The 26,975-nt window shown below is 68.4% G+C and carries 24 protein-coding genes and 2 pseudogenes; 19 read left to right on the top strand and 7 right to left on the bottom strand.

Going from position 1 to position 26,975, the window contains the following annotated elements; all coding sequences use genetic code 11:
• The 4 genes and pseudogenes from HMPREF3113_RS19055 to HMPREF3113_RS16095 all read left to right on the top strand — a co-directional run.
• Positions 1–71, top strand: a pseudogene (locus HMPREF3113_RS19055) (cytochrome o ubiquinol oxidase subunit III); the annotation flags it as partial.
• Positions 68–421 (top strand): cytochrome o ubiquinol oxidase subunit IV, encoded by a 354-nt coding sequence (cyoD, locus tag HMPREF3113_RS16085; protein WP_070473928.1) that lies wholly within the window; start codon positions 68–70, stop codon positions 419–421. The pseudogene HMPREF3113_RS19055 and the gene cyoD, both read left to right, overlap by 4 nt.
• A complete protein-coding gene (locus HMPREF3113_RS16090) occupies positions 418–900 on the top strand; it encodes a copper chaperone PCu(A)C (protein WP_070473930.1) in 483 nt (160 codons plus the stop codon). Before cyoD ends, HMPREF3113_RS16090 begins: the two co-directional genes overlap by 4 nt.
• A complete protein-coding gene (locus HMPREF3113_RS16095) occupies positions 897–1,466 on the top strand; it encodes an SCO family protein (RefSeq protein ID WP_083298830.1) in 570 nt (189 codons plus the stop codon). Before HMPREF3113_RS16090 ends, HMPREF3113_RS16095 begins: the two co-directional genes overlap by 4 nt.
• 82 nt (positions 1,467–1,548) lie before the next feature.
• Here HMPREF3113_RS16095 and HMPREF3113_RS16100 read toward each other — a convergent pair whose 3' ends face one another.
• Both HMPREF3113_RS16100 and HMPREF3113_RS16105 read right to left on the bottom strand, forming a co-directional pair.
• The gene (locus tag HMPREF3113_RS16100; protein WP_070473932.1) at positions 1,549–2,382 is read right to left on the bottom strand and encodes a class I SAM-dependent methyltransferase; all 834 of its coding nucleotides are present in this window, start codon (positions 2,380–2,382) and stop codon (positions 1,549–1,551) included.
• Between the two features lie 85 nt (positions 2,383–2,467).
• Entirely contained in the window at positions 2,468–3,808 is a 1,341-nt protein-coding gene (locus tag HMPREF3113_RS16105; protein WP_070474109.1) for an Nramp family divalent metal transporter, read from the bottom strand.
• A gap of 116 nt (positions 3,809–3,924) precedes the next feature.
• On the opposite strand from HMPREF3113_RS16105, the gene HMPREF3113_RS16110 reads away from it, so the two are divergent.
• Together HMPREF3113_RS16110 and HMPREF3113_RS16115 are read left to right on the top strand one after the other, a co-directional pair.
• A complete protein-coding gene (locus HMPREF3113_RS16110; protein WP_070473934.1) occupies positions 3,925–4,695 on the top strand; it encodes a hypothetical protein in 771 nt (256 codons plus the stop codon).
• A gap of 51 nt (positions 4,696–4,746) precedes the next feature.
• Positions 4,747–5,724: a zinc-binding dehydrogenase gene (locus tag HMPREF3113_RS16115; RefSeq protein ID WP_070473936.1), complete on the top strand. Its 978-nt coding sequence runs from the start codon at positions 4,747–4,749 to the stop codon at positions 5,722–5,724.
• A gap of 160 nt (positions 5,725–5,884) precedes the next feature.
• Here the strand turns inward: HMPREF3113_RS16115 and HMPREF3113_RS16120 are convergent, their stop codons facing one another.
• Positions 5,885–6,778, bottom strand: a complete 894-nt coding sequence (locus tag HMPREF3113_RS16120) for a LysR family transcriptional regulator (protein WP_070473938.1) — start codon at positions 6,776–6,778, stop codon at positions 5,885–5,887.
• A gap of 203 nt (positions 6,779–6,981) precedes the next feature.
• Here HMPREF3113_RS16120 and HMPREF3113_RS16125 point away from each other — a divergent pair, with 203 nt between their 5' ends.
• The 3 genes from HMPREF3113_RS16125 to HMPREF3113_RS16135 all read left to right on the top strand — a co-directional run bounded on the left by HMPREF3113_RS16125 (position 6,982) and on the right by HMPREF3113_RS16135 (position 9,173).
• The gene (locus HMPREF3113_RS16125; RefSeq protein ID WP_070473940.1) at positions 6,982–7,446 is read left to right on the top strand and encodes a (R)-mandelonitrile lyase; all 465 of its coding nucleotides are present in this window, start codon (positions 6,982–6,984) and stop codon (positions 7,444–7,446) included.
• Between the two features lie 87 nt (positions 7,447–7,533).
• Entirely contained in the window at positions 7,534–8,181 is a 648-nt protein-coding gene (locus tag HMPREF3113_RS16130) for an SDR family oxidoreductase (protein WP_254665319.1), read from the top strand.
• 65 nt (positions 8,182–8,246) lie between these two features.
• Positions 8,247–9,173, top strand: coding sequence for a M14 family metallopeptidase (locus tag HMPREF3113_RS16135; protein ID WP_070473944.1), 927 nt, complete (start codon positions 8,247–8,249; stop codon positions 9,171–9,173).
• Here HMPREF3113_RS16135 and HMPREF3113_RS16140 read toward each other — a convergent pair.
• Positions 9,146–10,012, bottom strand: coding sequence for a LysR family transcriptional regulator (locus HMPREF3113_RS16140; protein WP_070474111.1), 867 nt, complete (start codon positions 10,010–10,012; stop codon positions 9,146–9,148). The genes HMPREF3113_RS16135 and HMPREF3113_RS16140 overlap by 28 nt on opposite strands.
• Before the next feature lie 276 nt (positions 10,013–10,288).
• Between HMPREF3113_RS16140 and HMPREF3113_RS16145 the strand changes: the two genes are divergently transcribed.
• A complete protein-coding gene (locus HMPREF3113_RS16145) occupies positions 10,289–10,660 on the top strand; it encodes a DMT family transporter (protein WP_070473946.1) in 372 nt (123 codons plus the stop codon).
• A complete protein-coding gene (locus HMPREF3113_RS16150; protein WP_019184628.1) occupies positions 10,657–10,977 on the top strand; it encodes an SMR family transporter in 321 nt (106 codons plus the stop codon). The genes HMPREF3113_RS16145 and HMPREF3113_RS16150 overlap by 4 nt, the downstream gene beginning before the upstream one ends.
• Before the next feature lie 6 nt (positions 10,978–10,983).
• Here the strand turns inward: HMPREF3113_RS16150 and HMPREF3113_RS16155 are convergent, their stop codons facing one another.
• The gene (locus tag HMPREF3113_RS16155; RefSeq protein ID WP_139146390.1) at positions 10,984–11,817 is read right to left on the bottom strand and encodes an isocitrate lyase/PEP mutase family protein; all 834 of its coding nucleotides are present in this window, start codon (positions 11,815–11,817) and stop codon (positions 10,984–10,986) included.
• 123 nt (positions 11,818–11,940) lie between these two features.
• Here HMPREF3113_RS16155 and HMPREF3113_RS16160 point away from each other — a divergent pair, with 123 nt between their 5' ends.
• On the top strand, positions 11,941–12,141 hold the full coding sequence (locus tag HMPREF3113_RS16160) for a hypothetical protein (protein ID WP_139146391.1): 201 nt from the start codon (positions 11,941–11,943) through the stop codon (positions 12,139–12,141).
• A gap of 21 nt (positions 12,142–12,162) precedes the next feature.
• On the opposite strand, the pseudogene HMPREF3113_RS16165 reads toward HMPREF3113_RS16160, so the two are convergent.
• Positions 12,163–13,301 (bottom strand): annotated as a pseudogene (locus HMPREF3113_RS16165) (MFS transporter).
• A gap of 25 nt (positions 13,302–13,326) precedes the next feature.
• A complete protein-coding gene (locus HMPREF3113_RS16170; RefSeq protein ID WP_070473952.1) occupies positions 13,327–14,109 on the bottom strand; it encodes a DeoR/GlpR family DNA-binding transcription regulator in 783 nt (260 codons plus the stop codon).
• Between the two features lie 600 nt (positions 14,110–14,709).
• On the opposite strand from HMPREF3113_RS16170, the gene glgA reads away from it, so the two are divergent.
• The 7 genes from glgA to glgX are packed head-to-tail and all read left to right on the top strand — an operon-like array spanning position 14,710 to position 26,974.
• Positions 14,710–16,269, top strand: a complete 1,560-nt coding sequence (glgA, locus tag HMPREF3113_RS16175; RefSeq protein ID WP_139146392.1) for a glycogen synthase GlgA — start codon at positions 14,710–14,712, stop codon at positions 16,267–16,269.
• The gene (gene glgB / locus HMPREF3113_RS16180; protein ID WP_083298831.1) at positions 16,266–18,506 is read left to right on the top strand and encodes a 1,4-alpha-glucan branching protein GlgB; all 2,241 of its coding nucleotides are present in this window, start codon (positions 16,266–16,268) and stop codon (positions 18,504–18,506) included. The genes glgA and glgB overlap by 4 nt, the downstream gene beginning before the upstream one ends.
• Positions 18,503–20,239 carry a malto-oligosyltrehalose trehalohydrolase gene (gene treZ / locus HMPREF3113_RS16185; protein WP_083298832.1) on the top strand — a complete coding sequence of 579 codons (1,737 nt, stop codon included), beginning with the start codon at positions 18,503–18,505 and terminating at the stop codon, positions 20,237–20,239. Before glgB ends, treZ begins: the two co-directional genes overlap by 4 nt.
• Positions 20,236–22,128: a 4-alpha-glucanotransferase gene (locus tag HMPREF3113_RS16190; protein WP_070473956.1), complete on the top strand. Its 1,893-nt coding sequence runs from the start codon at positions 20,236–20,238 to the stop codon at positions 22,126–22,128. The genes treZ and HMPREF3113_RS16190 overlap by 4 nt, the downstream gene beginning before the upstream one ends.
• Before the next feature lies 1 nt (position 22,129).
• Positions 22,130–24,667 (top strand): malto-oligosyltrehalose synthase, encoded by a 2,538-nt coding sequence (gene treY / locus HMPREF3113_RS16195; protein WP_070473957.1) that lies wholly within the window; start codon positions 22,130–22,132, stop codon positions 24,665–24,667.
• 10 nt (positions 24,668–24,677) lie between these two features.
• On the top strand, positions 24,678–24,842 hold the full coding sequence (locus tag HMPREF3113_RS18475; protein WP_019184616.1) for a DUF2934 domain-containing protein: 165 nt from the start codon (positions 24,678–24,680) through the stop codon (positions 24,840–24,842).
• Entirely contained in the window at positions 24,839–26,974 is a 2,136-nt protein-coding gene (glgX, locus tag HMPREF3113_RS16200) for a glycogen debranching protein GlgX (protein WP_070473959.1), read from the top strand. The genes HMPREF3113_RS18475 and glgX overlap by 4 nt, the downstream gene beginning before the upstream one ends.
• Position 26,975: the final 1 nt, after the last annotated feature.

Consider the following 26,975-nt stretch of genomic DNA (forward strand, 5'->3'; position numbering starts at 1 on the left):
TGTTCTGGCACTTCCTGGATCTGATCTGGATCTGTGTGTTCACCTTCGTCTACCTGAGGGAGTTTGTATGAGCGCGAACGCGCCTGATGCCGATCACGGTGGCGGCCACGCCACCCTGACGGGCTACCTCCTCGGCCTGCTGCTGTGCCTGGTGCTCACCGGTGCCTCGTTCGGCGTGGTCATGACCGATCTGGTGCCGCAGCCGCTGCGCCTGACCGCCATCGTGGTGCTGTGCGTGGTGCAGCTGGTCGCCCAGCTGGTGCTGTTCCTGCATATCGGGGCAGGGCGCAGCCAGCGCGAGAACACCGGCATCTTCCTGTGCACCGCCTTCCTGATCGCCATCGTGGTGGCCGGTTCGCTGTGGGTGATGCACAACGCCAACCTCAACATGATGCCGATGCAGATGTCGGGCACGCCATGAGCCGCTCATCCTGCGCAACCCTGCTGGCCGGGCTGCTGCTCTCCTCTCCCGTGATGCCGGTGGTGGCTGCGGCCCCGCAGGCCCACACCGCGGCAACGGTGTCGGTCAGCGGTCCCTGGGTCCGCCTGCCACCGCCGGCGGCGAATGTCGCCGCCGGTTATGTGCTGCTGCATAACGGCGGCGCTGATGACCGGCTGCTGTCGGCCGCGTCCTCGATGTTCGCCGAGGTGCAGATCCATGCCATGCGCATGGACGGTGAAGTGATGCGCATGCAGGCGCTGCCCGATGGCCTGGCTTTGCCGGGGGGGCAGACCGTCGCGCTGGAGCCCGGCGGCTACCATCTGATGCTGCTCAAGCCGAAGCGGCCGTTGTCGGCCGGGCAGACGGTGCGGGTGAGGCTGCAGTTCGCCCGCAGTGCACCGCAGGTGGTGGAGTTCAGCGTGCGCGATGGCCTGGTGCTGCACGGAGCGGCGAAGTGAGGCGCTGGGTCGCGGCGGGCATCATGACGGTGGCGCTGCTGGGCGGTTGCGCCGATGATCAGGCACCGGTAATGGGCCAGGCGGCACTCGGCGCGGTCAAGCTGGAGAGCAGCGACGGCCGAACGCTTGCGATCCGCGACCTGCAGGGCACGCCGACGCTGCTGTTCTTCGGTTTCACCCACTGCCCCGAAGTATGTCCGCTGAGCCTGGTCAAGGCGGTGCAGATCAAGCGGCTGCTGGGCCCCGCGGCAGAGCAGCTGCAGGTGGCCTTCATCACCGTCGACCCGCAGCGCGATACGCCCGGGCACCTGCGCGAGTACCTGGCGGCCTTCGATACGACCTTCCTCGGCCTGGCCGGCGACGAGGCCGGTACCCGCGCCATCGCCGAGAGCCTGGGCGTGAGCTATCGGCGCGTCGGCGAAGGGGACAGGGCGACCTTCGAGCACACGGCCTCGTGGTTCCTGCTCGGTGCTGACGGCCAGCTGCAGGACGTCTACGGCTATGCAATGAGCGAACAGGATATCGTCGAGAAGCTGCGCGTTCGGCTGGCCGAGGCCGGCACGTAAGCGGGCTGCAGGCCACTCCCCACGCCGTCGCATGGCCATGGACCGTGCAGGCGCGCACCGCGCGGATGGATCCGCCCGGTGGTCACCACGCGCGGGCGCGCACGTCCCAGCAGGCCGCGGTGAAGGTTACGGACTCGCCGTCGACGAACGGCTCGAAGACATGCAGCACCTCCTCGAGCACCTTCGTTCGTACGTCCGCAGCTAGGTTGTTGTTGCGCAGTGCGCTCCCGACCGGTCCCAGCAGCGAGACGTACGTCGCCAGATCCGCTCGGTTGATCCGGCACACGACATCCAGCGGCAGCAGCTCGATATCCTCCCAGCCGCCGTCGCCCAGGATCTGCTCGACCCGGGCCTGATCGGCAAACGCAAACTGACCCGGTGCGCCGGGCTGGCGCGGTGGCAACGGCAGCCAGGGCGCCGCGGCGCGCTCGGCGGTGGTCATGAAGGCATTCTCGTCCGCCCCACGCCAGACCAGCGCCTGCAGCACCCCGCCGCGTCTGGCGGCGCGCTGCAGTTGGCCAAAGGCCTGCACCGGCTCATCGAAGAACATCACGCCGAAGCGCGACACGATCCGGTCCAGGCTCCCCGGGGCGAATGCGTGCTGCTGCGCGTCGGCGACGATGAACTCCACGGCCAGGCCGGCGCGCTGCGCGCGCACGCGCGCCAGGGCGATCATCGGGGCGGAGATGTCGACCCCGGTGACGTGTGCCTCCGGCCCCAGGCGCCCGGCCATGCCCAGCGCCACTGCGCCGGTGCCGCAGCCGACATCCAGCACCCGCAGATCGTCGCCCGGCGGGATCGCGGCCAGCAGATGGTCGGCCAGCGGCGCGAACATCTGGTCGAGAAGGCGCTGCGCGTCCACCCAGGCCTCACCGGCCGGGCCATTCCATAACGCGTGCTGCGAGGTATCGGTCATTGAACGGCTCGATCTGGGCGTGCCAGTGGTATGAAGAGAATGCACTGTGCCACCTCAACCAACGTTGAGGTCAAGTAGCCAGGCCTCAGCCCCGCCACACATCCACGAGCAGTTTCACGTTCAACACGATGATCAACCCGCCGATCAGCCACGACAGCACGATCAGCCAGCGTGGCGCCACCAGCGCCCCCATCTTGGCCTTGTCCGAGACGAACCGCACCAGCGGCACCACCGCGAACGGCAGCTGCATCGAGAGCAGCACCTGGCTCAACACCAGCAACCGTGCGGTGCCTTGCTCGCCATAGATGGCCGTGACCACCACCACCGGCACGATCGCGATGCCGCGGGTGATCAGCCGCCGCGCCCACGGGGCGATCCGCAGCCGCAGGAAACCTTCCATCACGATCTGGCCGGCCAGCGTCGCGGTCACGGTGGAGTTGATGCCCGAAGCGAGCAGGGCGACCGCGAACAACGTCGAGGCCAGGCCGACGCCCAGCATAGGCGCGAGCAGTTCGTAGGCCTGCTCGATCTCCTGCACATCGGTCCGGCCATGCGCATGGAACACCGCGGCCGCCAGGATCAGGATCGAGGCGTTGATGAACAACGCCAGCATCAGCGCGATGGTGCTGTCGGTCACCGCCCAGTGCAGCGCGCTGCGGCGACCGGCATCCGTGCGCGGGTAGGCGCGGGTCTGCACGATGGAGGAGTGCAGGTAGAGATTGTGCGGCATCACGGTGGCACCGATGATGCCGATCGCCAGGTACAGGGCCCTGGGATCGGTCACCACCTGCGCGTGCGGAATGAACCCGGCCAGCACCGCCTGCAGCGGCGGGGCGGCGATGAAGATCTGGATCGCAAAGCAACCGAAGATCACCAGCAGCAGCGCGATCACGAACGCCTCAAGGGCACGGAACCCACGGTTCATCAGCAGCAGCACCAGCACCACGTCCACCGCGGTGATGATCGCGCCGGCCAGCAGCGGGATCCCGAACAACAGCTTCAGCGCGATTGCCGTGCCGATGACTTCCGCCAGATCGCAGGCGATGATCGCGATCTCGCACAGCAGCCACAGGCCCAGGTTGACCGGCTTTGAATAGTGGTCGCGGCAGGCCTGCGCCAGATCGCGCCCGGTGGCGATGCCCAGGCGCGCCGAGAGCCCCTGCAGCACGATCGCCATCAGGTTGGAGAGCAGGATCACCGAGAGCAGCAGGTAACCGAACTGCGCACCGCCGGCGATGTCGGTGGCCCAGTTGCCCGGGTCCATGTAGCCGACCGAGATCATGTAGCCCGGGCCGAGGAAGGCCAGCAGCCGGAACCACCAGTGACCGCCACTCGGGACCGCGACGCTGGCGTTCATCTCGCCCAGGCTGGGCGTATGCCCGGCCGAGGACGGCCAGGCGGGGGCGTTTTCTGGGCGGCGTTGGATATCCACGGCCGCAATATAGCAGAGGCTATGTTAGTAAGGCTTTGCAATCCGTGGCCTCCCAACGCCTTAACCCTGAACCGCGTATCGTCACCGCTCTTTTCAGCTGGAGTGGATGCATGCGTTGGATCGTGTTGTTGGCCGCATTGGCCATGCCCGTGGTGGCGTGGTTCTCACAGACCGGCGCGTTCGGCCCGACCAACGGTGCAGTGTCCGACCAGTACCCGACCCTGCTGGTCGCGGCCGGTTATGCCTTCGCGATCTGGGGTCTGATCTTCCTGTGGGACGTGCTGTTCGGATTCTGGCAGCTGCGACTGCGCAAGCCGGACATCACCGGGGTGCGCCCGTGGGCGGCGGCCGGTTTCGCGTTGACCGCCGCCTGGATGCCCGTGTTTTCCAACCAGTGGTTCCTCCCGGCGCTGGCGATCATCTGGGCCGCCTTGCTCTGCGTGATCGTGGCCGCCTACCGCGCCTCGCCGGTCACCGCGCCGGGTGGCCAGCGTGCGTGGGCTGCCTATCCGTTGGCGCTGCATGCCGGTTGGTTGTCGCTGGCGGCCTTCCTCAATACCGCCCAGGTGATCGTCGCCCATGGCTGGCTGCCGACCGACAACATGCTCGGCTGGAGCCTGGTGCTGCTGGTGCTGGCCACGCTGCTGGTGCTGGTGGTCAACCAGCTGCTGCGCGGGCACTTCGCCTATCCGGCCGCCGTCATCTGGGCGCTGGCCGGGATGTACGTCAAGCAGTCCGGCTGGGATCTGCCGGGGGCCCACAACATCGCCATCCTGGCGCTGGTGCTGATCATCATCGTGGTGATCCAGACCATCTGGCTGCGCGTGCGCGCCTGGCACCAGCCGCGCGCCATCGTCGCCGCCCATCGTCATCGCCGTTGATTCCTTCTGCAGGAGATACCCCATGAACATCGCAATGAAGGCGCGCGGCTGATGCGCGCTGCCATCCACACCACCTTCGGTGACCCGACCCAGGTCCTGCACGGCGGCGACGTGCCGCAGCCGGCCCCGGCGGCCGGCGAGGTGCGCATCCGCACCGTGCTGGCGCCCATCCACAATCATGACCTGTGGACCGTTCGCGGTCAGTACGGCTACAAGCCCGAACTGCCCGCCGTCGGTGGCAGCGAAGGCACCGGCGTGATCGACGCGCTGGGCGAAGGCGTCGACGGCCTGAAGGTCGGCCAGCGCGTCAGCGCCGCGTCGGTGCACGGCACCTGGGCCGAGTACTTCATCGCGCCGGCGCGCATGGTCATTCCCATGCCCGACAGCATTGATGACAACGCGGCGGCACAGCTGATCGCCATGCCGCTCAGTGCCTTGATGCTGCTGGAGTTCCTGCAGGTGAAGCAAGGCCAGTGGATTCTCCAGAATGCGGCCAACGGCGCGGTCGGCAAGGCGCTGGCGATGCTGGCCAAGGCACGTGGCGTGCACTGCATCAACCTGGTGCGGCGCGACGCGGGCGTGACCGAGATGGCCGGACTCGGCATCGACCACACCATTTCCACCGCGCAGTCCGACTGGATGGCCCAGGTGCAGGCCACGGTCGGCAAGGCATCGATCGCCGCCGCCGTGGACTCGGTTGGCGGGCGCGCCAGCAGTGAGTTGATGACCCTGCTGGGCGATGGCGGCACGTTGGTGTCGTTCGGCTCGATGACCGGTGAGCCGATGCAGCTCAGCTCGGGCGATGTGATCTTCAAACAGGCCACGGTGAAGGGCTTCTGGGGCAGCAAGGTCAGCCAGGCGATGGCGCCGGAAGACAAGCGGCGCCTCGTTGGCGAACTCCTGCAGCTGGCCGCACGCGGTGGATTGAGCCTGCCGGTGGACGGCGTGTTCGGGCTGGATGAGGTGGCCGCTGCCGCCAAGGCCAGCCTGGAGCCAGGCCGTAACGGCAAGGTGCTGCTGCGCCCCTGAGAAGGACCGGTAGAGCCGACCGTTGGTCGGCTGCCCTTGACCCGGGCGCTGCGTCAGCCGACCAACGGTCGGCTCTACGTGGGATGTGGCGCCGCCTCAGCCGACCAACGGTCGGCTCTACGTGGAATGTGGCGCTGCGTCAGCCGACCAACGGTCGGCTCTACCTTTCTGCGCGCAATGCTTCGATCACCACGCGCATCGCGCTGGAGGATTGCCGGCGGCTGGGGTAGTAGGCGTAATAGCCGTCGAAGGGATCGCACCAGTCCGGCATGACACGCCGCAAGGCACCGGCGGCGATGTCCTCGAGCACCATGTCCTCGGGCAGATAGGCCAGTCCGGCACCGGCCAGGGCGGCGCGACGGATCGCGCTGCTGCCGTTGAAGGTCCATTGGCCGTCCACGCGCACGTTCACCTCCTCGCCGTCCTTTTCCAGGTCCCACACCATCAGCCCGCCGTGGGTTGGCAGGCGCATGCCGATGCAGTTGTGTGCGGCCAGATCGGCCGGCACCTGCGGCGCGGTATGCGTGGCGAAGTAGGCCGGGCTGGCCACGATCGCCATGCGCTGCGGCGGGCTGATCGGCACGGCGATCATGTCCTTGGCCACGCGCCCGCCCAGACGGATGCCGATGTCGTAGCGCTGGGCGACGATGTCGGCCAGGCCGTAGTCGATGGTGAGCTCCACACGCAGGTCGGGGTAGGCGGGCAGCACGGCCGACAGCCGCGGCCACACGATCGTGTTGGCCGCATGTTCGGCGGTGGTGATGCGGATCGTGCCGGCCGGGCGGTCGCGGTACTCGCTGATCGCGGCCACTTCGGCCTCGATCTCCTGCATGCGCGGCGCGACGGTGTCGTACAGCCGCTCGCCAGCCTCGGTCATCGAGACGCTGCGCGTGGTCCGGGTCAGCAGGCGCACGCCCAGGCGCTCTTCCAGGCCGCGGACGGTGTGGCTCAGCGCAGACTGCGAGACGCCGAGCTGGGCGGCCGCGCGGGTGAAGCTGCGCTCGCGCGCGACAGTGACGAACACCTGCAGATCGTTGAAATTCTCGCGGGCCATGGAGCGGGGGCCGAGGGCGCATGGCAGTCATGCGCGCCCATGATGCGCGGGCCCGACTGATGAACTCAAGTAGCGTTGTTTACCCATTGATGAGGATCAGTCATGGCTGCATCCCGGTTGCGATGGGTAGTTCCCGCGCGGGGCCAGGCCTAGAGTGAGGGTGCCGGCGGCGTGCTTCGTCGCTCCCCACAGGAGATCGCTTCATGGACTTGTTCACCGCCGCGCTGTCGCTTTCGATGGCCGCCACCGCGCCCGCCGAAGCGGCGCCCATCGCCATCACCCGCGCCGGCAGCACCGCCTCGGCGGCCGGCCCGGCCGATTACTTCACCGGCCGCGTGCGCATCGATGCGCCCTTCCAGGCCGATGCGCCGGCACGGGTCGGCGGAGCGACGGTCACCTTCGAGCCCGGTGCCCGCACCGCATGGCATACCCATCCGCTGGGCCAGACCCTGATCGTGACCGCAGGCGTGGGCAGCGTGCAGGAGTGGGGCAAGGCTGCGCGCGAGATCCGCCCCGGGGACATCGTCTGGATTCCACCGGGCGTCAAGCATTGGCACGGCGCGCAGGCCACCACGGCGATGACGCATATCGCGATCGCCGAAGCGGTGGACGGCTCGCCGGTGACGTGGATGGAGCAGGTCAGCGACGCGCAGTACAGCGGTAACTGAACCACGCTCCGTGACAGGGACGGTCATGTCACATCCGCCTGCGTACCCTTACAGGCGGGTTGAAACAGGAGAACCGTCTTGAGCAATGTGTTCATCGTCGGCGCAGCCGGCAAGGTTGGCCGTCATCTGGTCGAACAGCTGGCCGACAAACAGCATCGAGTGCATGCCCTGCATCGCCGCGCCGAGCAGGGCCCGGAACTGAAAGCACGTGGCGCCACGCCGGTCACCGGTGATCTCACCGCCACCGACGTCGATACGCTGGCCGGCCAGATGGCAGGCAGCGACGTCGTCGTCTTTACCGCCGGCGCGGGTGGCGCCGGCATCGAAGTGACCAACGCCATCGACGGCCGCGGCCTGGAACTTGCCGTGGATGCCGCCCGGCAGGCGGGCGTGCGTCGTTTCCTGTTGGTCTCGGCATTCCCCGAAGCCGGCCGCAACAAGGCCATGGGCGAGGGCTTCGAGAATTACATGACGGTCAAGAAACGCGCCGACGTGTATCTGGCCGCGACCGATCTGGACTGGGTCATCCTTCGCCCGGGCACCTTGAAAGATACAGCAGGCACCGGCCGCGTCACCGCGGGACCGGCGATCGCCTACGGTGATATCCCGCGCGCCGATGTGGCCGCCACCCTGGTCGCGCTGGTGGAACAGCCGCAGCTGCGGCGGACGATCATCGAGCTGACCGAAGGCGACCAGCCTGTCGATGCAGCGATCGCGGCGCTCGCCCACGCGTAAGCGGGGCTGCCTGGTGCGGCAATGGTAAAATCGCGCTTCCACACCGCAACACAGACGAGCACGCCATGACCAACGCCTCCTTCTATCCCATCGGTACCCCTGGCCAGCCCTGGGGCGCTGAAGAGAAGGCGCAGTGGCGTGCCCGCCAGGTGCCGCAGCGGCGCTATGCCGATGACGTGCTGCCGGTGCTGGAGGCATTGCGCGGCCGCTTCGATGTCAGCCAGTACGGCACGTTGGATTACGCCCCGGACCAGTACCCGCTGTTCGCCGTGCGCAGCCGCGACTGGAACCCCGCGCTGCCGACGATGCTGGTCACCGGCGGCATCCACGGCTACGAAACCAGTGGCGTGCAGGGTGCCCTTCAGTTCCTGCAGACCCGCGCGGCCGAGTACGCCGGGCGCGCCAATCTGCTGGTGGTGCCCTGCGTCAGCCCGTGGGGCTATGAGCGCATCCAGCGCTGGAACGCCGAGGCGATCGATCCGAACCGCTCCTTCATGGTCAACAGCCCGGCGGCCGAAGCGGCCGCGCTGATTGCTCTCGTCGCGCCGCTGAAGGGCAGTATCGTGATGCATATCGACCTGCACGAAACCACGGACAGCGATGAAACCGAGTTCCGCCCGGCCCTGGCCGCGCGCGACGGCAAGCCGTTCGAGCCGGGTCTGATCCCGGATGGTTTCTATCTGGTCGATGACAGCGAGAACCCGCAGCCTGCGTTCCAGACCGCCGTCAACGCGGCCGTCGAACGGGTGACCCACATCGCCCCGGCTGACGACAAGGGCGAAATCATCGGCTCGCCGGTGGTCGCCCCCGGCGTGATCGAATATCCGCTGGAAAAGCTGGGTCTGTGCGCCAGTGTCAGCGGTGCGACCTTCACCTCCACCACCGAGGTGTACCCGGACAGCCCGCGCGCCACCCCGCAGCAGTGCAACGATGCCCAGGTGGCGGCGATCTGCGCGGCGATCGATTACGCGTTGGCCGCCCCCAGGAACTGATCCAGCAACCACAGCGCGGCCGGCCCCAGCGGCGCGCCCTTGCGCCACACCGCATCGGTGGAAACCAGCCGTGGCCAGCCCGGCAGGGGCAGCTCCACCAGCATGCCCCGGCCGTAGCGCGTGACCAGCGCGCGCGGCAGTTCGGCCCAGCCGAAGCCGTCCTCGGCCATCTCCAGCACCATCAGGTAGTCCGAGGCGGACCACGTCCGCCCGCGTGCGTGGCCCTCACGGCAGGCGTCGCCGCTCAGGCAGATCTGGCGATGACCGGCCAGGTGCAATTCCTCCGGCGCGGCCACGGCGGCCAGCGGGTGAGCGGCGGCCACGAATACCGCCATCTCCGCACGCAGGGGCAGGGCGCGTACCGCCAGTTCGGAAGGATAGGGCGGCTGATGCGGGATCAGCCCGAGCTGGGCACGGCCGCGCTGCACCACGTCCAGCACGTCACTGCCTTCGGCATCCAGCCATTCCAGTTCGATATCCGGAAAACGATGCTCGAACCGACGCAGCAGATGCTGATCCGGATTGAGCTGGTAGATGTCCGAGAACACCAGGGTCAGGCGCGGTTCGACCTCGTCGGCCAGGCGGATGCTGAGCTGCTCGAGGCGGTCGGCGGCGGCCAGGATTTCCTGCGCATGGCCGAGCACTTTGCGGCCGTCTTCGGTCAGCACCGGGTAACGACCACTGCGATCGAACAGGGTGAGGCCCAGATCCGCTTCCAGCGTGGCGATCGCGGTGCTGATGGTGGATTGGGTCTTCTTCAAACGGCGTGCGGCGGCGGAGAACGAGCCGAGGGCCGCGGCCTCGACGAACGCGTGCAGGGATTCAGGGCCATAACGCATGGATGTATCGCCTTTGTCGATGGATTCCATCTTGGGACTGATGGAAAAGGCGATGATAATGGGCGCGTCGCTTGGGTGCCATTGACCGGCTGCCGTACCGACCAACGGTCGGTACCTACCGGACTGCATGCCCGGATTTACCGGACCACGTGCCGACCCGGTGTCGGCAGCCATGTCACCCGGCCAGCAGCGACGCATGCGCATCCGCCATCCCGGCCGATGCCCCGGTGCCCGGCATTCCGCCGGCGCGTACCGGCCGCAATCAAGGAGCTTTCCATGCACACACAGGTGCATTCGCAACCCCGTGCCCGCGGTGGACTGATCGCCTGGGCCTGCCTGACCATGGCGATCGTCGCCGAAGTGGTCGGTACCTCGTTCATGGCCGATGCCGCCCGTCATGGCGGCTATGTGGGCTATGCCGTGATGGCCGTGGCCCTGGCCATTTCGTATTACTTCCTTGCGCTGTCGGTGCGCGGCATCGCGGTCGGTGTCGCCTACGCGGTGTGGGAAGGCCTCGGCCTGACCCTGCTGACCCTGGTCGGTATTTTCGTGTTCAAGGACAGCCTGTCGGTGCAGCAGATGTTCGGCCTGGTGATGGCGGCGGTCGGCATCGTCTGCGTCACGCTCGGCGAGGAGCACACGTCATGAATCTCACCGCCTTTCTGTTCGTGGTCTGCTCGGCCCTGATCGACATCGCCGCCAACATGATGGTCGCCAAGTCCGATGGCTTCCGTAAGCCAGCATGGGGCGTCGCCGCGATCGTGCTGGTCTGGATCGCGTTCGCGATGCTCGGCCAGGCGGTCAAGACCCTGGACCTGGCCACCGCTTATGCGATGTGGGGTGCGATCGGTGTGATCGGCACCGCGCTGTGCGGGCGCGTGCTGTTCGGCAATCGTCTGCGCCCGATCGGCTGGGTGGGCATTGCGCTGGTCACCGCGGCGGTGGTGGTGCTGTCCAGCCACTGATCCCGCTCAGCGGAACAACTGGTTCAGCACCGTGCCGGAGGCCGCGTCCGCGAAGCCGTCGAAGCGGCCTTCGTCCTTGAGCAACTGCGAGGCGCGCATCATCCCGCCCCAGGCAGTACGCGCCATCGCACCGCCAACGCTCACCCGGCGCACGCCCATGGCGGCAATGTCCTGCAGGGTGAACGGCAACGCGCTGCCCACCAGCAGGTTGACCGGTCGCGGTGCCACTGCGGCCACCACCGCCTCGATCTGCTCGCGGGTGCTGATGCCCGGTGCGTAGAGGCAGTCCGCACCCGCCTCGGCATAGGCGCGCAACCGCGTGATCGCATCCTCCAGGTCCGGGCGGCCGACGAAGAAGTTTTCGGCACGGCCGATCAGCAACACATCCTCTCCGGCCTCGTCGATCGCACGGCGCGCCGCGCGCACCCGGGCCACGGCATCGTCCAGCGTGCGCAGCGGATGGTCCGGGTCCGGGCTGGCGTCTTCGATGGAGATGCCAGCCACGCCCGTGGCGATGGCAAGGGCGACGTTGCGGCCGACCTCCTGCAGCGTGCCGAAGCCATCGCCGAAATCGGCGTTCAACGGCAGCGGGGTCGCGGCGGCGAGGGAGTGGAGATGGGCGAGCGTTTCCTCCAGCGTCAACGTGCCATCGGCCTGGGCCTGGCTCCACGCATAGCCGGAACTGGTGGAGGCCAGTGCCTGGAAACCGAGGCTGTGCAGATAGCGTGCGCTGCCGGCGTCCCACGGGTTGGGCAGCACGAAGCAGCCGTCATCGTGCAACGCGCGGAAGGCCGCGCGGCGCGGGCGGGGGTCGAAGGACAGGTCCGTCATCGTGCGCATCCGGTAAACAGTGGCCTGATGGTAACGCCCGCCGCTGCCACGCCCATGCTGCGCTTGCCCGGGTGCCTTTTGCGTGCAAGCCTGGTGCTGCGCCGGGCGGCCGGCGCAGCCAAGGAGGCGCGCATGCTCGAGGTGATCGATCTGCTGTTGGCCCCGCTGTTCAGGATCAGCCCGGTGCGGTGCCTGCGCGATCCGGCCTACCGCCAGCGCATCCACCGCGAACAAGGCAAGGCCGGGCGCTATCGCATGATCTTCCTGATGCTGCTCGTACTGGCCGCGATCGCACTGTTGGCGCTGGTGATCCTCGCGCGCTACGGGCGTTAGCGAGGAACAGTCAGGGCAGTCTCAGGCGCGCACCCACCGCGCGCACAGCCCCACCAGCACCAGCGTCACCGCCACCGCGCTGAAGGCGAACACCAGGCTGCTGGCCTGCGCCACGAAACCGATCAGTGCCGGGCCGGCCAGCACACCGGCATAGCCGAGCGTGGTGATCGCCGGGATGGCCAGGCTTTCTGGCATGACCTTCTGGTTGCCGGCCATCGAGAACAGGGCCGGCACGATGTTGGCGCAGCCCAGGCCGACCAGGGCATAACCGCACAGGGCCAGCGGCATCCAGGCAGCGAACGTTGCCAGCGCGAAGCCCGACGCCGCGACCAGGCTGCCGATCAGGATCGAACGATGGCGGCCGAGCCTGGCCACCACGCCATCGCCGACGAGACGGGTCACGGTCATCGCGATGGCAAAGGCCAGGTAGCCCAGGCCGGCGCGCGAGGGATCGACCTGCTGCACTTCATGCAGGAACACCGCGCTCCAGTCCAGCACCGAGCCTTCGGCCAGGAACGCCACGAAACACAGCACCCCGATCGTGAGCACCACGCCGTGCGGCACCGCGAACATCGGCGCATCACTGGGGGCCTTGTCGGTCCGCCAGTGCGGCAGCGAAAGGGCCAACAGCGCGGCCATCACCGCAGACGCCAGCAGGCAGACCAGCCACGGCGGCAGGTGGAAGGCGAGCAGGGCGGTCATCGCGCCGGCACCGACGGCGCCGCCGATGCTGTAGAAGGCGTGGAAGCCGGACATCATCGGCCGGCCGCTGTCGCGCTCGACCATGATCGCCTGCATGTTCATCACGCAATCGCAGGCGCCCACGCCGGCACCGAACACGAACAGCACCAGGCCCAGGGTCAGCGGCGAGGGCGCGACGGCAAGCAGGGGCAGGGTGGCGATCACCATCACCAGCGTGGCGATCATGACCGCGCGGCAGCCGTGGCGTGCGGCGAGCATGCCGGCGATCGGCATCGCCAGCAGCGAGCCGGCGCCCAGGCACAGCAGCACCAGGCCCAGTGATCCTTCATCCAGCCCGGTGCGGCGCTTGGCGAACGGGACCAGCGGCGCCCAGGCAGCGGTGGCGAAGCCGGGCAGGAAAAGGCAGCGCGGGTGGCGTGCTGCTGCCCGCGGGCGGCAACGGAAGAGAGCGGGGTCATTGGTCTGGAGATTCCTGGGAAAGTGTCAACGGCGCGAGGCGAGCTGGATATCCACGCCGCGACGGACGAATGCGTCGATCTGCGGCGCAGGCGCATCGGCTTCGAGCACCAGCACATCGATGTCATCGACGGTGCCGATGCGATGGCTCGCCTGGGCGCCGAGCCTGTCGTTGGTGGCCACCACCACGCAGCGGCTGCTGGCGGCCAGCATCGCCCGCTTGAGGGCGGCTTCTTCGCCATCGACTGCCCACAGCCCCTGCTGCGCATCCACTGCGCAGGTGCCGATGAAGAACAGATCCACGCGTAGTCCGCCCATGGCCTCCAGTGCCTGCGCGCCCACGGTGGCGCCGATGCGAGGGTCAAGGCGGCCGCCGATCAGCGTGACCTCGATGCCGCCGCGCGCCATCAGGGTGAGCGCGATATCCGGTCCATTGGTCAGAATATGCAGGCCTTCCAGCGCTGGCAGGCAGGCGGCGATGGCGCTGTTGGTGGAACCGGCATCGAGCAGAACGGTGTCGCCGGCCCGGATCTGAGCGGCGGCCTCGCGTGCCAGTGCCTGTTTCTGCGTTTTCTGCACGGTTTGGCGGGCACTCAGCGGGGGAAAGTCCGGGGTTGCGGGCAGTGCGCCGCCATACACCTTCCGGCACAGGCCCTGCTGCGCGAGATCGCGCAGATCGCGGCGGATCGAGTCCTCGGAGACCTGAAGGTCCACTGCCAGCTGGGCCGAAAGAACCCGGCCGTGTTGCTGGAGCAGGCCGAGGATGGTCTGCTGGCGTTCGCTGGGGAGCGTGTCCGGGGCGGGTGTCATGGCGAAAGCGGCCTGTGCTGCGTCTGCGTGTTGATGCGCATTCTATTGATATGCGCATGAACGTGCAAATGCCCGGAGCGGCCGCATTCAACCGTCTTGCTCGCGTGTAAGCCCGCTGGTCGAACGTGTCCTTCGCTGGCGTCGCGGGCGTCTATGTCGACTCTGGCGTCGCTGCCATCGGTGCGTCACCGCCATCGCCGCCATCACTGCCATCAACGGCACGGAGGGCTGGAGGATGTTCTGGGTCACGACATTGGTTTGGTCCAGAACCAGAAGGCATGTCGATATGTATTGCGCACCGCACTCGCCAACGGTAGGTGCGCACACGGTTTTCATCGAATCTGAAAGATTCATCGAGCGCAATGCGCGCGGCGTGCAAGGCGTTGTGGACCGTTTTCGGCAGCGACGTCCCGCGTAGTCAACAAATCGTCGCCGAGGGTTCACAGTCCATTGATTCAGCGGGAGTGTAGATTCGATCCACAGGTCGAGGTTGTGTCTCCGACCGATTCTTTTTCCAGGCAGATCACGCTTCGTCCTGTGCGTATCACGCGCGGGGCGGCGAGTGGCTGCGCCATGCCTCCCCCGTTGAGTCTTCCCCCAATGTCCGCTCGCAATCGCACCCGTGAGGTCTCCGCCGCCAAGGCCGAGGCCCTGGTCAAAACCGATGCCCTGCGTGCGCGCCGGCGCCGCATCACGCAGACCGTCGTGCCTGGCGACCACATCGAACGTGCCAGTGGCCGCGACCATCGCGTGCTGTTTGTCGTCTCGGAGATGGCCGACTACATCAAGGCCGGCGGCCTGGGTGATGTCGCCGCCTCGCTGCCGCGTGCGCTGCGCGACCGCGCGGACATGCGCGTATTGATTCCCGGCTATCGCGAGGTGCTCGAGCGCACCGGGCCGATCCAGGTGATCGGGCAGACCCCGGCGCACGCGGCGTTGCCAGCCTGCGTGATCGCACACACCGTGCTGGACGACGGACTGCCGGTCTACGTGCTGATCTGCCCGGAGCTCTATGAACGCGACGGCTCGCCGTACGTCGACGCGGCCGGGGAGCCGTGGGCCGACAACGCGGTGCGCTTTGCCACGCTGTCGCGCGCGGCGGCGGTGATCGCCGCAGGTGAGGCCGGCATGGACTGGACGCCGGGCCTGCTGCACCTCAATGACTGGCCGTGCGCGCTGGCCGCAGCCTACGTGCGCTGGTCGGGCAGCAAGGCCTCGTGCCTGCTCACCATCCACAACCTGGCCTACCAGGGCCTGTTCCCGGCCAGCCTGGCCGCAGACCTGGGCATCGCCGAGGCGCAGCGCGAAGCGCTGGATTTCCACGGGCAGCTGTCCTTCCTGCGCGGCGGCATCGTGCATGCCGACCAGGTCAATACGGTCAGCATCAGCTATGCCGCGCAGATCACCGCGCCGGCGGAGGGCTGTGGTCTGGACCGGCTGCTCTCGCGCCGTGCAGCGCTGGGGCACCTGAGCGGCATCGTCAACGGCATCGACAGCAGCTGGGACCCGCGCACCGACCATCACCTGCCGGTGCACTTCAGCGTGCAGTCCTGCGAAGGGCGCGACCACAACGCGCGCCATGTCCGGCGTGCGTTCGGCCTGCCCGAAAGCCGGGGCCCGCTGTTCGCGGTGGTCTCGCGGCTGGTCCACCAGAAGGGCCTGGACCTCACCTGCGACGTCGCCCCGCAGATCGTGGCCGCCGGTGGCCAGCTGGTCATCATCGGCGGTGGCGAGCCACAGATCGAAGCGCAGGTGCGTGAACTCGCGCGCCGCTATCCGGGTAGCGTCTCGGCCTACATCGGTTTCGATGAAACGCTTGCGCGCCGCATGTTCGCCGGCGCCGACTTCCTGCTGATGCCATCGCGGTTCGAGCCGTGCGGCCTGAGCCAGATGTACGCCCAACGCTTCGGCTGCCTGCCGATCGCGCACGCCACCGGCGGCCTGATCGATACCGTGGACGATGGCGTCACCGGCTTCCTGTTCAACGGCGCCGAAGCCGATGCGCTGCGCCGCTGCGTGCAGCGTGCATTCCGCACCTTCCGTCAGTCCGGGCTGATGGCGGCGATGCGCCGCGCGGCGATGCTGCGCCCGAGCGGCTGGGATATCGCCGGCACGCATTACCTGGATCTTTATCAACGCACCACGGAAGCACGCGCATGAGCACGCAATGGGAACTGGATGCCGGGATCGAGCCCGGCGGTGAGAGCGTGTCCGCAGCGCCATTGGCCGAGGCGGCGTTGTTGCCGGCGCGGGCGTCGATTGCCGTCGGCGCGCCTGGCGATGCCTTCGCGCTGCTGGGCCCCCACCGTGATGCCACCGGTGCCTGGCGCCTGCACGTGCTGTTCCCGGCCGCACTCGCGGTCCTGCGCCGCGACGCGGCCGGCCACTGGCGGCCGATGGCCGCCATGGGCGAGGGCATCTTCGAGGCGCCCATCGAGGGGCCCGTGGTGAGCCTGTTGCGGGTCGATTGGGGTGGCGTGCAACAGGAGATCGAAGACGTTTACGCCTTCGGTCCCGTGCTGGACGAGGACGCACTGGCCGGCATCGCCGCCGGCGACCCGAACAGCATCCGCGTGGCGCTGGGTGCACACCAGGCACAGCAGCAGGGCATCGATGGCGTGCGTTTCGCCGTCTGGGCCCCGAACGCGCGCCGTGTTTCGGTGGTGGGCGACTTCAATGGCTGGGACGGGCGGCGTCACCCGATGCGGCTGCGCCATGGCGCTGGCGTGTGGGAGATCTTCCTGCCGCGCGTGGAGGCCGGCGCGCGCTACAAGTTCGAGATCACCGCGGCCGACGGGACCCAGCTGACCCACAAGGCCGACCCGATGGCCCGCCAGTCCGAGCTGCTGCCGGGCACGGCCTCGGTAGTGGCCGATGGGGCGCAGCGTGCATGGCAGGACGACGCCTGGATGCAGGCGCGCGCATCGATGGATGACCGCGCGATCTCCATCTATGAAGTGCACGCCGGTTCCTGGCGGCGCGGTGAGAACGGCGACGTGCTCGACTGGGACCAGCTCGGCGACCAGCTCATTCCCTACGTGACGGGCCTGGGCTTCACCCATATCGAACTGCTGCCGGTCAGCGAGCATCCGTTCGGCGGTTCGTGGGGCTATCAGCCGCTCGGCCTGTACGCCCCCACCGCGCGGCACGGCGGGCCGGACCGTTTCGCACGCTTCGTCGATCGCTGCCACCAGGCTGGACTGGGGGTGATCGTGGACTGGGTCGGCGCGCATTTCCCATCCGATGCGCATGGCATGCAACGTTTCGACGGCACTGCGCTGTATGAGCACGATGACCCGCGCCAGGGCCTGCACCCGGACTGGGACACGCTGATCTACAACTTCGGCCGCAGCGAAGTGACCGGCTTCCTGATCGGCAGCGCACTGGAGTGGATCGAGCGGTTCCATATCGATGGCCTGCGCGTGGATGCCGTCGCCTCGATGCTGTATCGGGACTACAGCCGCGAGGACGGGCAGTGGATCCCCAACGCGCACGGTGGCCGCGAGAACCTGGAAGCGATCGCCTTCCTGCGCGACCTCAACGATGCCATCGCCCGGCAGGCACGCGGCGTGCTGGTGATCGCCGAGGAATCCACTGCGTGGCCGGGCGTGACCGCCCCCAGCGGCGAGGGCGGGTTGGGCTTCACCCACAAGTGGAACATGGGGTGGATGCACGACACGCTGAGCTACCTGGGTCGCGACCCGATCCATCGCTCGCATCATCACAGCCAGATGACCTTCAGCGCGATGTACGCCTTCTCCGAGCAGTTCGTCCTGCCGCTCTCCCACGATGAAGTGGTGCACGGAAAGGGATCGCTGCTGGGCAAGATGCCCGGCGACCGCTGGCAGCAGCTGGCCAACCTCAGGGCCTACCTCGGTTTCATGTGGGCCCACCCGGGCAGCAAACTGCTGTTCATGGGCGGCGAATTCGCGCAATGCACGGAATGGAACCACGATGCCCAGCTGGACTGGGCACAGGCGTCCGAGCCGGCACACGCGGGCGTGGCGCGGATGGTCGGCGACCTCAACCGGCTGCTGCGCGAGCTGCCGGCGCTGCAGCACGGCAACCGGACCGAGCAGGGATTCGAGTGGAGCGTTGGCGACGATCACGTCAACAGCGTGCTCGCCTTCATCCGCCACGATCCGCGTGGGAGCGCCGGCCCGCTGCTGGCGGTCAGCAATTTTACCCCGATGGCGCGCCACGGCTATCGCGTAGGGGTGCCGCACGCCGGGCGCTGGCAGGAAGTGTTCAACAGCGACAGCCGTTTCTACGGTGGCAGTGACATCGGCAACCATGGGCAGGTCGATACCCTGCCGATCGCGATGCACGGGCACGCGCAGTCACTGGCCTTGACCCTGCCGCCACTGTCCACCGTGTTCCTGCAGGTGGAGGGGTGACGGCGGGAGAGCGATTCGGCGCCTGGCGGCAGCCTGGAGGTGACCATGTCTTCCGTCTCTGGGCACCGGCCGCGCAGTCCGTGGAGCTGCTGCTCGACGGCGAGGCGCTGCCGATGCAGGCAGCCGATGACGGCAGCTACTGGATCCGGCTGGCGTGTGCAGCGGGGGCGCGCTACCGCTACCGCATCGACGGGACGCTCAGCGTTCCCGATCCGGCCTCGCGCTGGCAACCCGAAGGGCTCAACGGCCCCAGTGCCGTGCTGGACGAAGATGGCCATGCATGGCAACACGCCGATTGGGCGGGCAGGCCGTGGGAGGAAGCCGTCCTCTATGAAGTGCACGTGGGTGCTGTGGGCGGCTACGCCGCGCTGCAGGCGCAACTCCCGGCACTGGCAGCGATGGGCATCACCGCTCTTGAACTGATGCCCCTGGCCACCTTTCCGGGTACGCAAAACTGGGGCTACGACGGCGCATTGCCCTACGCGCCGGCCGCGGCCTATGGCAGCCCGGACGAGCTCAAGGCGCTGATCGACCACGCACATGCGCTGGGTCTGATGGTGCTGCTGGACGTGGTCTACAACCACTTCGGCCCGGAGGGCAATCATCTGCCGCAGTATGCGCCCGCGTTTTTCCGTGACGACGTCACCACCCCGTGGGGTGCGGCGATCGACTTCCGGGAACCGCACGTGCAGCGCTTTTTCATCGACAACGCGCTGATGTGGCTGCGCGAGTACCGGTTCGATGGCCTGCGCCTGGACGCCGTGCACGCGATCCAGCCGCCGTCGTTCCTCGCCCAGCTGCGCGAGGCGATCCAGACGCACGGGCCGTCGCACCAGGTGCACCTGATCCTGGAGAACGAGCACAACACCGCCTCGCTGCTGGCCGATGGCTACACCGCGCAGTGGAATGACGACTTCCACAACGCGCTGCACGTGTTGCTGACCGGCGAAACCGAGGGCTACTACGCTGATTTCGCGGCCAACCCGACCGCACAGCTGGCGCGGGTGCTGGCCGAAGGATTTGCCTGGCAGGGGGAAGTCAACCGCCTGGGGCACCGGCGGGGAGAACCCAGTGCGGGGCTGTCGCCGGCGCACTTCGTGATCTTCGCGCAGAACCATGACCAGATCGGCAATCGCGCCTTCGGCGACCGCCTGCAGACACTGGTGTCGTCCGAGCGGCTGCAGGTGGCGCTGGCGCTGACCGCCCTGACACCGATGATTCCCTTGTTCTTCATGGGTGAGCCATGGGGCGCGCGCGAGCCTTTCCTGTACTTCACCGATTTCGATGCGCCGCTTGACCAGGCGGTACGCGATGGACGCCGTGCCGAGTTCAGCCACTTCAGTGCCTTTGCCGATCCGCAGGCGCAGGCCTCGATCCCCGACCCGAATGCCCTGGCGACCTTCCAGGCGTCGCAGGCGCCGCTGCCGTCGGCCGAAGCACGTCAGCAGAACCCGTGGCTGGCGGCCTTCCGCAGCGTGCTGACCCTGCGCTGGCAATATCTGGTGCCGCAATTGCGGCACGCACGCAGCCTCGGCGCGAGCGTGCTCGGCGACGGCGCGGTACGCGCAGGCTGGCAACTGGGCGATGCCCAATGGTGGCTGGCCTTCAACCTTGGCCAGACCGCCGTGCTCGCCGATCTGCCTTACGGCGAAACCGTGCTGCAGCTGGGCGAGGTCGGGCACGGCCAGCTGCTGGCACCGGCCGCGCTGCTGGTGCGGCGCGTGGCGGCATGAATGCCACGCCCGCGCTGGCCAGCCTGGCCGAGGCCGCCGGGCTGCTGATCCGCTGGGAGGACGTGCACGGCACGCCGCGCATCGTCGAACAGGACACACTGCAGAGCGTGCTGGACGCATTGGGCTGGCGCGCGGGAACACCGGCGCAGTGCCAGCAGAGCCTGCAGCATTGCCTGCACGAGCGCGCCGTCCCGTCGCTGCGCACCGTGCAGCTCGGTGAGCCCCTGCTGCTGGACGTGGACGGCGCGGGCGAGTGGTGCGATGAACGCGGACACACCATGCCGGCGACGCGGGCACGACCCGGTGTCTGGGTAGTGCCGGAGCAGCCCGGCTACTGGCGCCTGCGCGTCGGGCAGGATGAGCATGCCGTGGCAGTCGCGCCGACGCGCTGCTTCAGCGTGGCCGATGCCACCGGTCTCGCCGAGCCGCGCAGCTGGGGCGCGGTGCTCCAGGTATACGCCGCGCGCCGTGCCGGAGATGACGGCATCGGCGACAGCAGTGCTGCGCAGCAGTGGTGTGAGCGCATTGCCGCCGCCGGTGGCGATGCGGTGGCGCTGAGCCCGCTGCACGCCGCGGGCCGGATCGATGCGTCCTTCAGTCCCTATTCGCCGAGTGACCGTCGCTTTCTCGAGCCGGTGTATGCCGGCACGCTGGAGGAGTGGGACATTGCCGAGGACGATGCGCCGGACCCGACGCCGGCGGATGGCCTGATCGACTGGGCCGGCGCGGCGGCACGCAAGTGGCATCGCCTGCAGCAGTCGTACCAGCGTTTCACCCAGGCACCAGAGGCACTGCAGCGTGATCTGCGTGGCTTCGAGCAGGAGGGCGGCGCCGCACTGGCCGCGTTCGCACGATGCAACGCCGCCGCGATGGGCCAGCGCGATCCAGCGTTGCAGGTGCATGCGCAATGGCGCGCTGCACGCAGCTGGCAGCAGGCGCAACGCCGCGCGCAGGAGGCCGGCATGGCACTGGGCCTGATCGCCGACCTGGCGGTCGGCTTCACCGCTGACGGCGCCGAGGCGGCCGCGGCTGCCGACACCGCCCTGCGTGGGCTGGTACTGGGTGCACCGCCGGACGCCTTCGCCCCTGACGGACAGGTCTGGGGCATCAGCAGCTACTCGCCGGATGGATTGCGCCGCAGCGGCTTTGCGCCGTTCATCACCCTGCTGCGCGCCGTGATGCGTGACCGGGGCGGGGTGCGTATCGACCACATTCTCGGCCTGCAGCGGCTATGGGTGGTGCCACACGGCGCGGGCTCCGGGCAGGGGGTGTACCTGCGCTATCCGCTGGCCGATCTGCTCAATCTGCTGGCGCTGGAATCCTGGCGCAACCGCTGCATTGTCATCGGCGAAGATCTCGGGGTCGTGCCGCCCGGGATTCGTGACACGTTGGCCGCGCGCGGCGTGCTCGGCATGGATGTGCTCGCCTTCACCCGCGCGCCGGACGGCGACTTCCTGCCGCCGGCGCAGTGGCGGCGCGACGCCGTCGCACTGACCGGCACCCACGATCTGCCGACGCTGGAAGGCTGGCAACACGGCGATGACCTGCGCTGGCGGGCGCGCCTAAGCGCAGCGCCCGCCGCCGATACCGCGCAGGCCATGGCCGCGCGGCGCGAGGACGTGGCGCGGCTGGCCCGCGCGGTCGGCACCGATGGCGCTGCGCCGGATGCCCTCCGGCTGGCCGCGCTGCGGCAGGTCGCCGCCAGCCCGGCGCCGTTGGCGTTGTTGCCGGTGGAAGACGCGCTGGGCCTGCGTGGCCAGGTCAATCTTCCGGGCACGGTCGCCGTCCACCCGAACTGGCGCCAGCGCCTGCCATCCCCGTTGCCGTTGCGGACGCTGGACCGTTCGCTGCAGCAGTTCGCCGCGGCCCGCCGCCGCCAGGAGCATTGAGATGGTTCCATTCCGCGCCACCGCCCGCCTGCAGCTGCACGCCGGCTTCGATTTCGATGCGGCCCGCGCGCAGGTGGATTACTACGCTTCATTGGGCATCAGTCACCTGTACCTGTCGCCGATCGCCAGCGCGGTGCCCGGTTCCACGCATGGCTACGACGTCATCGATCCCACCACGGTCAATCCGGAGCTGGGCGGGGAGGCCGGGTTGCAGCGTCTTTCCGACGCCGTGCGCGCACGCGGGATGGGTCTGATCCTGGATATCGTGCCGAACCACATGGCGGCGCATCCGCTCAATCCGTACTGGGCCGATGTGCTGGCCCACGGCAAGGCCAGCGCGCATGCCGGCTGGTTCGACATCGCCTGGCGCGCACCGGGGCGTGACGGCAAGCTGTGGCTGCCGGTGCTGGATCGGCCGCTGTCCAGCGCGATCGCCGACGGCGTGCTCACCGTGCAGCGCGCCGCCGACGGATCGGCGGGCGTCGCGCACCACGGCACCGTGTATCCGCTGGCGCCCTCTACCTGGGCCGCAGGCGGGTCGGAGCTGACGGCACCGGCCCTGGCCGGCGTTCTGGCGGCGCAGCCGTACCGGCTGGCGTGGTGGCGCAGTGGCGATGACCGGATCAACTACCGTCGCTTCTTCACCATCGCCTCGCTGGTCGCGCTGCAGATGCACCGCCGCGATGTCTTCGAGACCGTGCACGCACTTCCGCTGCGCCTGGTGGCGGAGGGACGGGTGGATGGCCTGCGCGTGGACCACGTGGATGGACTCCGCGATCCGGCCGGTTACCTGCACCGGCTGCGCGCAGCGCTGGATGCTGCCGGCGCCCGCCGTGGGCTGTCGCCTGGCGCGCTGGGCCTGTGGGTGGAGAAGATCCTGGCGCCGGATGAAGCCTTGCGGGCGGACTGGCCGTGCGATGGCACCACCGGCTACGACTTCATGGACCAGGTCGGTGCATTGCTGCACAGCGGTGCCGGCGGCAACCCACTGACGCGGCACTGGCAGCAGGTCACCGGTGATCCCCGCAGCTTCCGCGAGGTGGAACTGGAGGCCAGGCGCGACGTGCTGGAGCAGGGCCTGCGGGCCGAATTCGATGCTTTCGTCGCGCGCCTCGTCCGCCTTTCGCGCCTCACCGGCGGCATCGCCGCCGATTTCGGCAGGCCCCTGCTGGCGCGCGCGGCGTTGTCCCTGTTGAGTCACTTCCCGGTGTACCGCAGCTATCTCACCCACGCGGCCCCGGGCGCCGAGGATCGGCGGCTGTGGCAGCAGGCCATCGAGGCGGCCATCGCCGGCAGCGCGCCGGATCAGGTGGCTGCGATCGAGCAGGTCGCCGCGTGGGTGCTGGCGCAGGAGGATGACCCGGTGCTGCATCGCCGCTGCCTGGCGCTGCGACAGCGGGCCCAGCTGCTCAGCGCGCCGCTCAACGCCAAGGCAGTGGAAGACAGCAGCTTCTATCGGCATGCGCCGCTGTTGTCCCGCAACGAGGTCGGCAGCCATCCAACGGTACTGGGTGTGTCGGCACCGCGTTTTCATGGGTTCATGCGCGCCCGCCACGACCAGCACCTGCGCAGCCTGCTTGCCACGGCCACGCATGACCATAAACGCGGCGAAGACGCCCGGATGCGATTGGCGGTGGTGTCAGCGTGGCCCGAATGGTGGCTGCGCCAGGTGCGTCGCTTCGAACGGCTCGCAGCGTCCCTCGGTGCCGGTGCACTGCACGCGGCGGACCGCGAGATGCTGTGGCAGACACTGGTCTCGGTCTGGCCGGCCGAGGGCGGATCAGGCGCTGATCTCGCTGCGCGCGTGGTGCAGTGGCAGGCCAAGGCGCTGCGCGAGGGTGGCCAGCGCAGCAGTTGGGGCCATCCGGATGAGGCTTACGAGTCGTGCGCGGCGGCCGTGGTGGAAGCATTGATCGACAGCGAGGCCGGGCAGCCGTTCCGCGCGGCCGTGCAGGACGTCGTGGCGCGCATCGCGCCGGCCGGGGCGCGTTTCAGCCTGAGCCAGACCGCGCTGCGGCTGAGCGTGCCGGGCGTGCCGGATCTGTACCAGGGCACCGAAGGCTGGGATCTGTCATTGGTGGACCCGGACAACCGGCGGCCGGTGGACTATGCGCTGCGTGGCCACTGGCGCCGGGATGGGCGTGCGTGGCCGGTACTGCTGCAGGGGTGGCGCGATGGCGTGGCCAAGGCGCGCCTGGTGCAGACCCTGCTGCAGGCCCGGAGCAGCGCCCCGGAGCTGTTCGCGCTGGGCGGCTATGTGCCATTGCCGACCACGCTGCCCGAACGCGTGCTGGCCTTCGCGCGCGAACACGGCGCGCAGCGGCTGATCGTGGTCGCCGCGATCGCCACCACCGTGCGTCCCGCGCAGGAAGTCACTGCGGCGTTGCCTGCCCGGTTCTGGGGCACGGGCCGCGTGACGATTCCGCAGGGGCGCTATCGCAATCTGCTCACCGGCACGTCGGTAGAAATCACCGACCCCGATATTTCCCTGCGGGCGCTGTCCGATGGCAGCCCCGTGACCCTGCTGATCAACGAGTGAAGCAAGCGCAATGGACGAAAACGAACGACGTGAACGCATCGGGGCCCTGGCCCGCCAGATCTGGGAAGCCGAAGGCCGTCCGGACGGGCAGGACCAACGGCATTGGTTGATGGCCGAACGGCTGTTCGATGCCGAGCTGCAGGCCGCGGGCCACACCGTCGAGACGCGCCGATGAGTGCCCGCCAGTTTGCCCAGTCCTCGCGCCTGCGGGGCGGACGCCCCTTCCCGTTGGGGGCCACCTGGGATGGCCTGGGCGTCAACTTCGCGCTGTACAGCCGGCATGCGACCAAGGTCGAGCTGTGCCTGTTCAACGAGCGTGGCCGTGAGGTCGAGCGCATCGTGCTGCCCGAGTACACCGATGAAATCTGGCACGGCTATCTGCCAGACGCACGGCCCGGCCAGCGCTACGGCTACCGGGTGCATGGTCCCTACGCACCGGAAGCCGGCCACCGGTTCAACCCCAACAAACTGCTGCTGGATCCGTATGCCAAGCAGATCGTCGGCCAGCTCAAGTGGGCGCCGGCGCTGTTCGGCTACACGATCGGGCACAAGGACAAGGACCTGAGCTTCGACAAACGCGACAGCGCGCCGTACATGCCGCGATGCGCCGTGGTCGATCCGGCCTTCACCTGGGGCCGCGACACCGCACCGGCCACGCCGTGGGAGGACACGGTCATCTACGAAGCCCACCTGCGCGGCCTGTCGATGCTGCACCCACAGGTGCCTGAGCAGGCACGTGGCTCCTTCTCCGCGCTGAAGCAGGACGCGCTGCTGGATCACCTCCGCCAGCTCGGCGTGACTGCGCTGGAACTGCTGCCGATCCATGCCCACGTGGACGACCAGCATCTGCTCGAGCGCGGCCTGCGCAACTACTGGGGCTACAACACGCTGGCCTTCTTCGCGCCCGAACCGCGCTTCATGTCCACCTCCACCATCGCCGAGTTCAAGCAGATGGTGGCCTGCGTGCATGACGCCGGGCTGGAAGTGATCCTGGACGTGGTCTACAACCACACCGCCGAAGGCAACGAGCTCGGCCCGACGCTGTCGTTCAAGGGCATCGACAATGCCAGCTACTACCGGCTTGCCGATGACCCGCGCTACTACATCAACGATACCGGCACCGGCAACACCTTCGACCTGACCAACGCCGGTGCGCTGCGGATGGTGATGGACTCGCTGCGCTACTGGGTGCAGGACATGCACGTGGATGGCTTTCGCTTCGACCTGGCCACCATCCTGGGCCGCGAACGCGCCGGCTTCGATCCATCGGGCAGCTTCATGGATGCCGTGCGCCAGGACCCGGTGCTGAGCCAGGTCAAGCTGATCGCCGAGCCGTGGGACATCGGGCCGGGCGGCTACCAGCTGGGGCAGTTCGCACCGGGCTGGGCCGAATGGAACGACCGTTTCCGTGACAACGTGCGGGCACTGTGGCGCGGCGATGGCGGCCAGCTGGCCGAGTTCGCCACCCGCCTGATGGGCTCTGCCGATCTGTTCAACCACAAGGGACGGCGGCCGGCCGCGTCGGTGAATTTCGTCACCGCCCACGATGGCTTCACCCTCAATGACCTGGTCAGCTACAACGACAAGCACAACGAGGCCAACGGCGAAGACGGGCGCGACGGCAGCGACAACAACATCTCCTTCAACCACGGCGCCGAAGGCCCTACCGAAGACGAGGGCATCAACACGATCCGGGCGCGGCAGATGCGCAACATGCTGGCCAGCCTGCTGCTCGCCCAGGGCACGCCGATGCTGCTGGCCGGGGACGAGTTCGCGCGCAGCCAGGGCGGCAACAACAACGCCTACTGCCAGGACAACCCGCTCACGTGGATCGACTGGCAGCAGGCCGCCAGCCCGGCAGGCCGCCAGCAGTCGCTGTTCGTACGCCGGCTGCTGTCGTTGCGCCGCCGCTACCCGCAGCTGCGCCGCGGCCGCTTCCTGGACGCCCGCGACGAGCAGGGAGAAGGCTATGACGTGCGCTGGCTGCGCCCGGATGGCCAGCCCATGGAAGATGGCGACTGGCATGATGGCGAGGCCCGCAGCCTGGCGCTGCACCTGGGGGCCGCCCGTCAGGAAGACACGCCGCGCGGTCCCGAGCATGCGCACCTGCTGTTGATGTTCAATGCCTCGCACGCGCCGCAGGCGTTCGTGCCGCCCTTGATCGACGATGAACACTGGCGCGTGCTGATCAGCACCATCGACGGTGCGCCGCTGCAGGCGGATGCGGAAGGCCACTGGCCTCTGCCGGACCGCGCGATCGTGGTGCTCAGCAGTCGCCGCAACCGCCATTCCGACACGGAAGGGTGAG

Source organism: Stenotrophomonas sp. HMSC10F06 (assembly GCF_001807865.1).
Taxonomy (GTDB): Bacteria; Pseudomonadota; Gammaproteobacteria; order Xanthomonadales; family Xanthomonadaceae; genus Stenotrophomonas; species Stenotrophomonas bentonitica_A.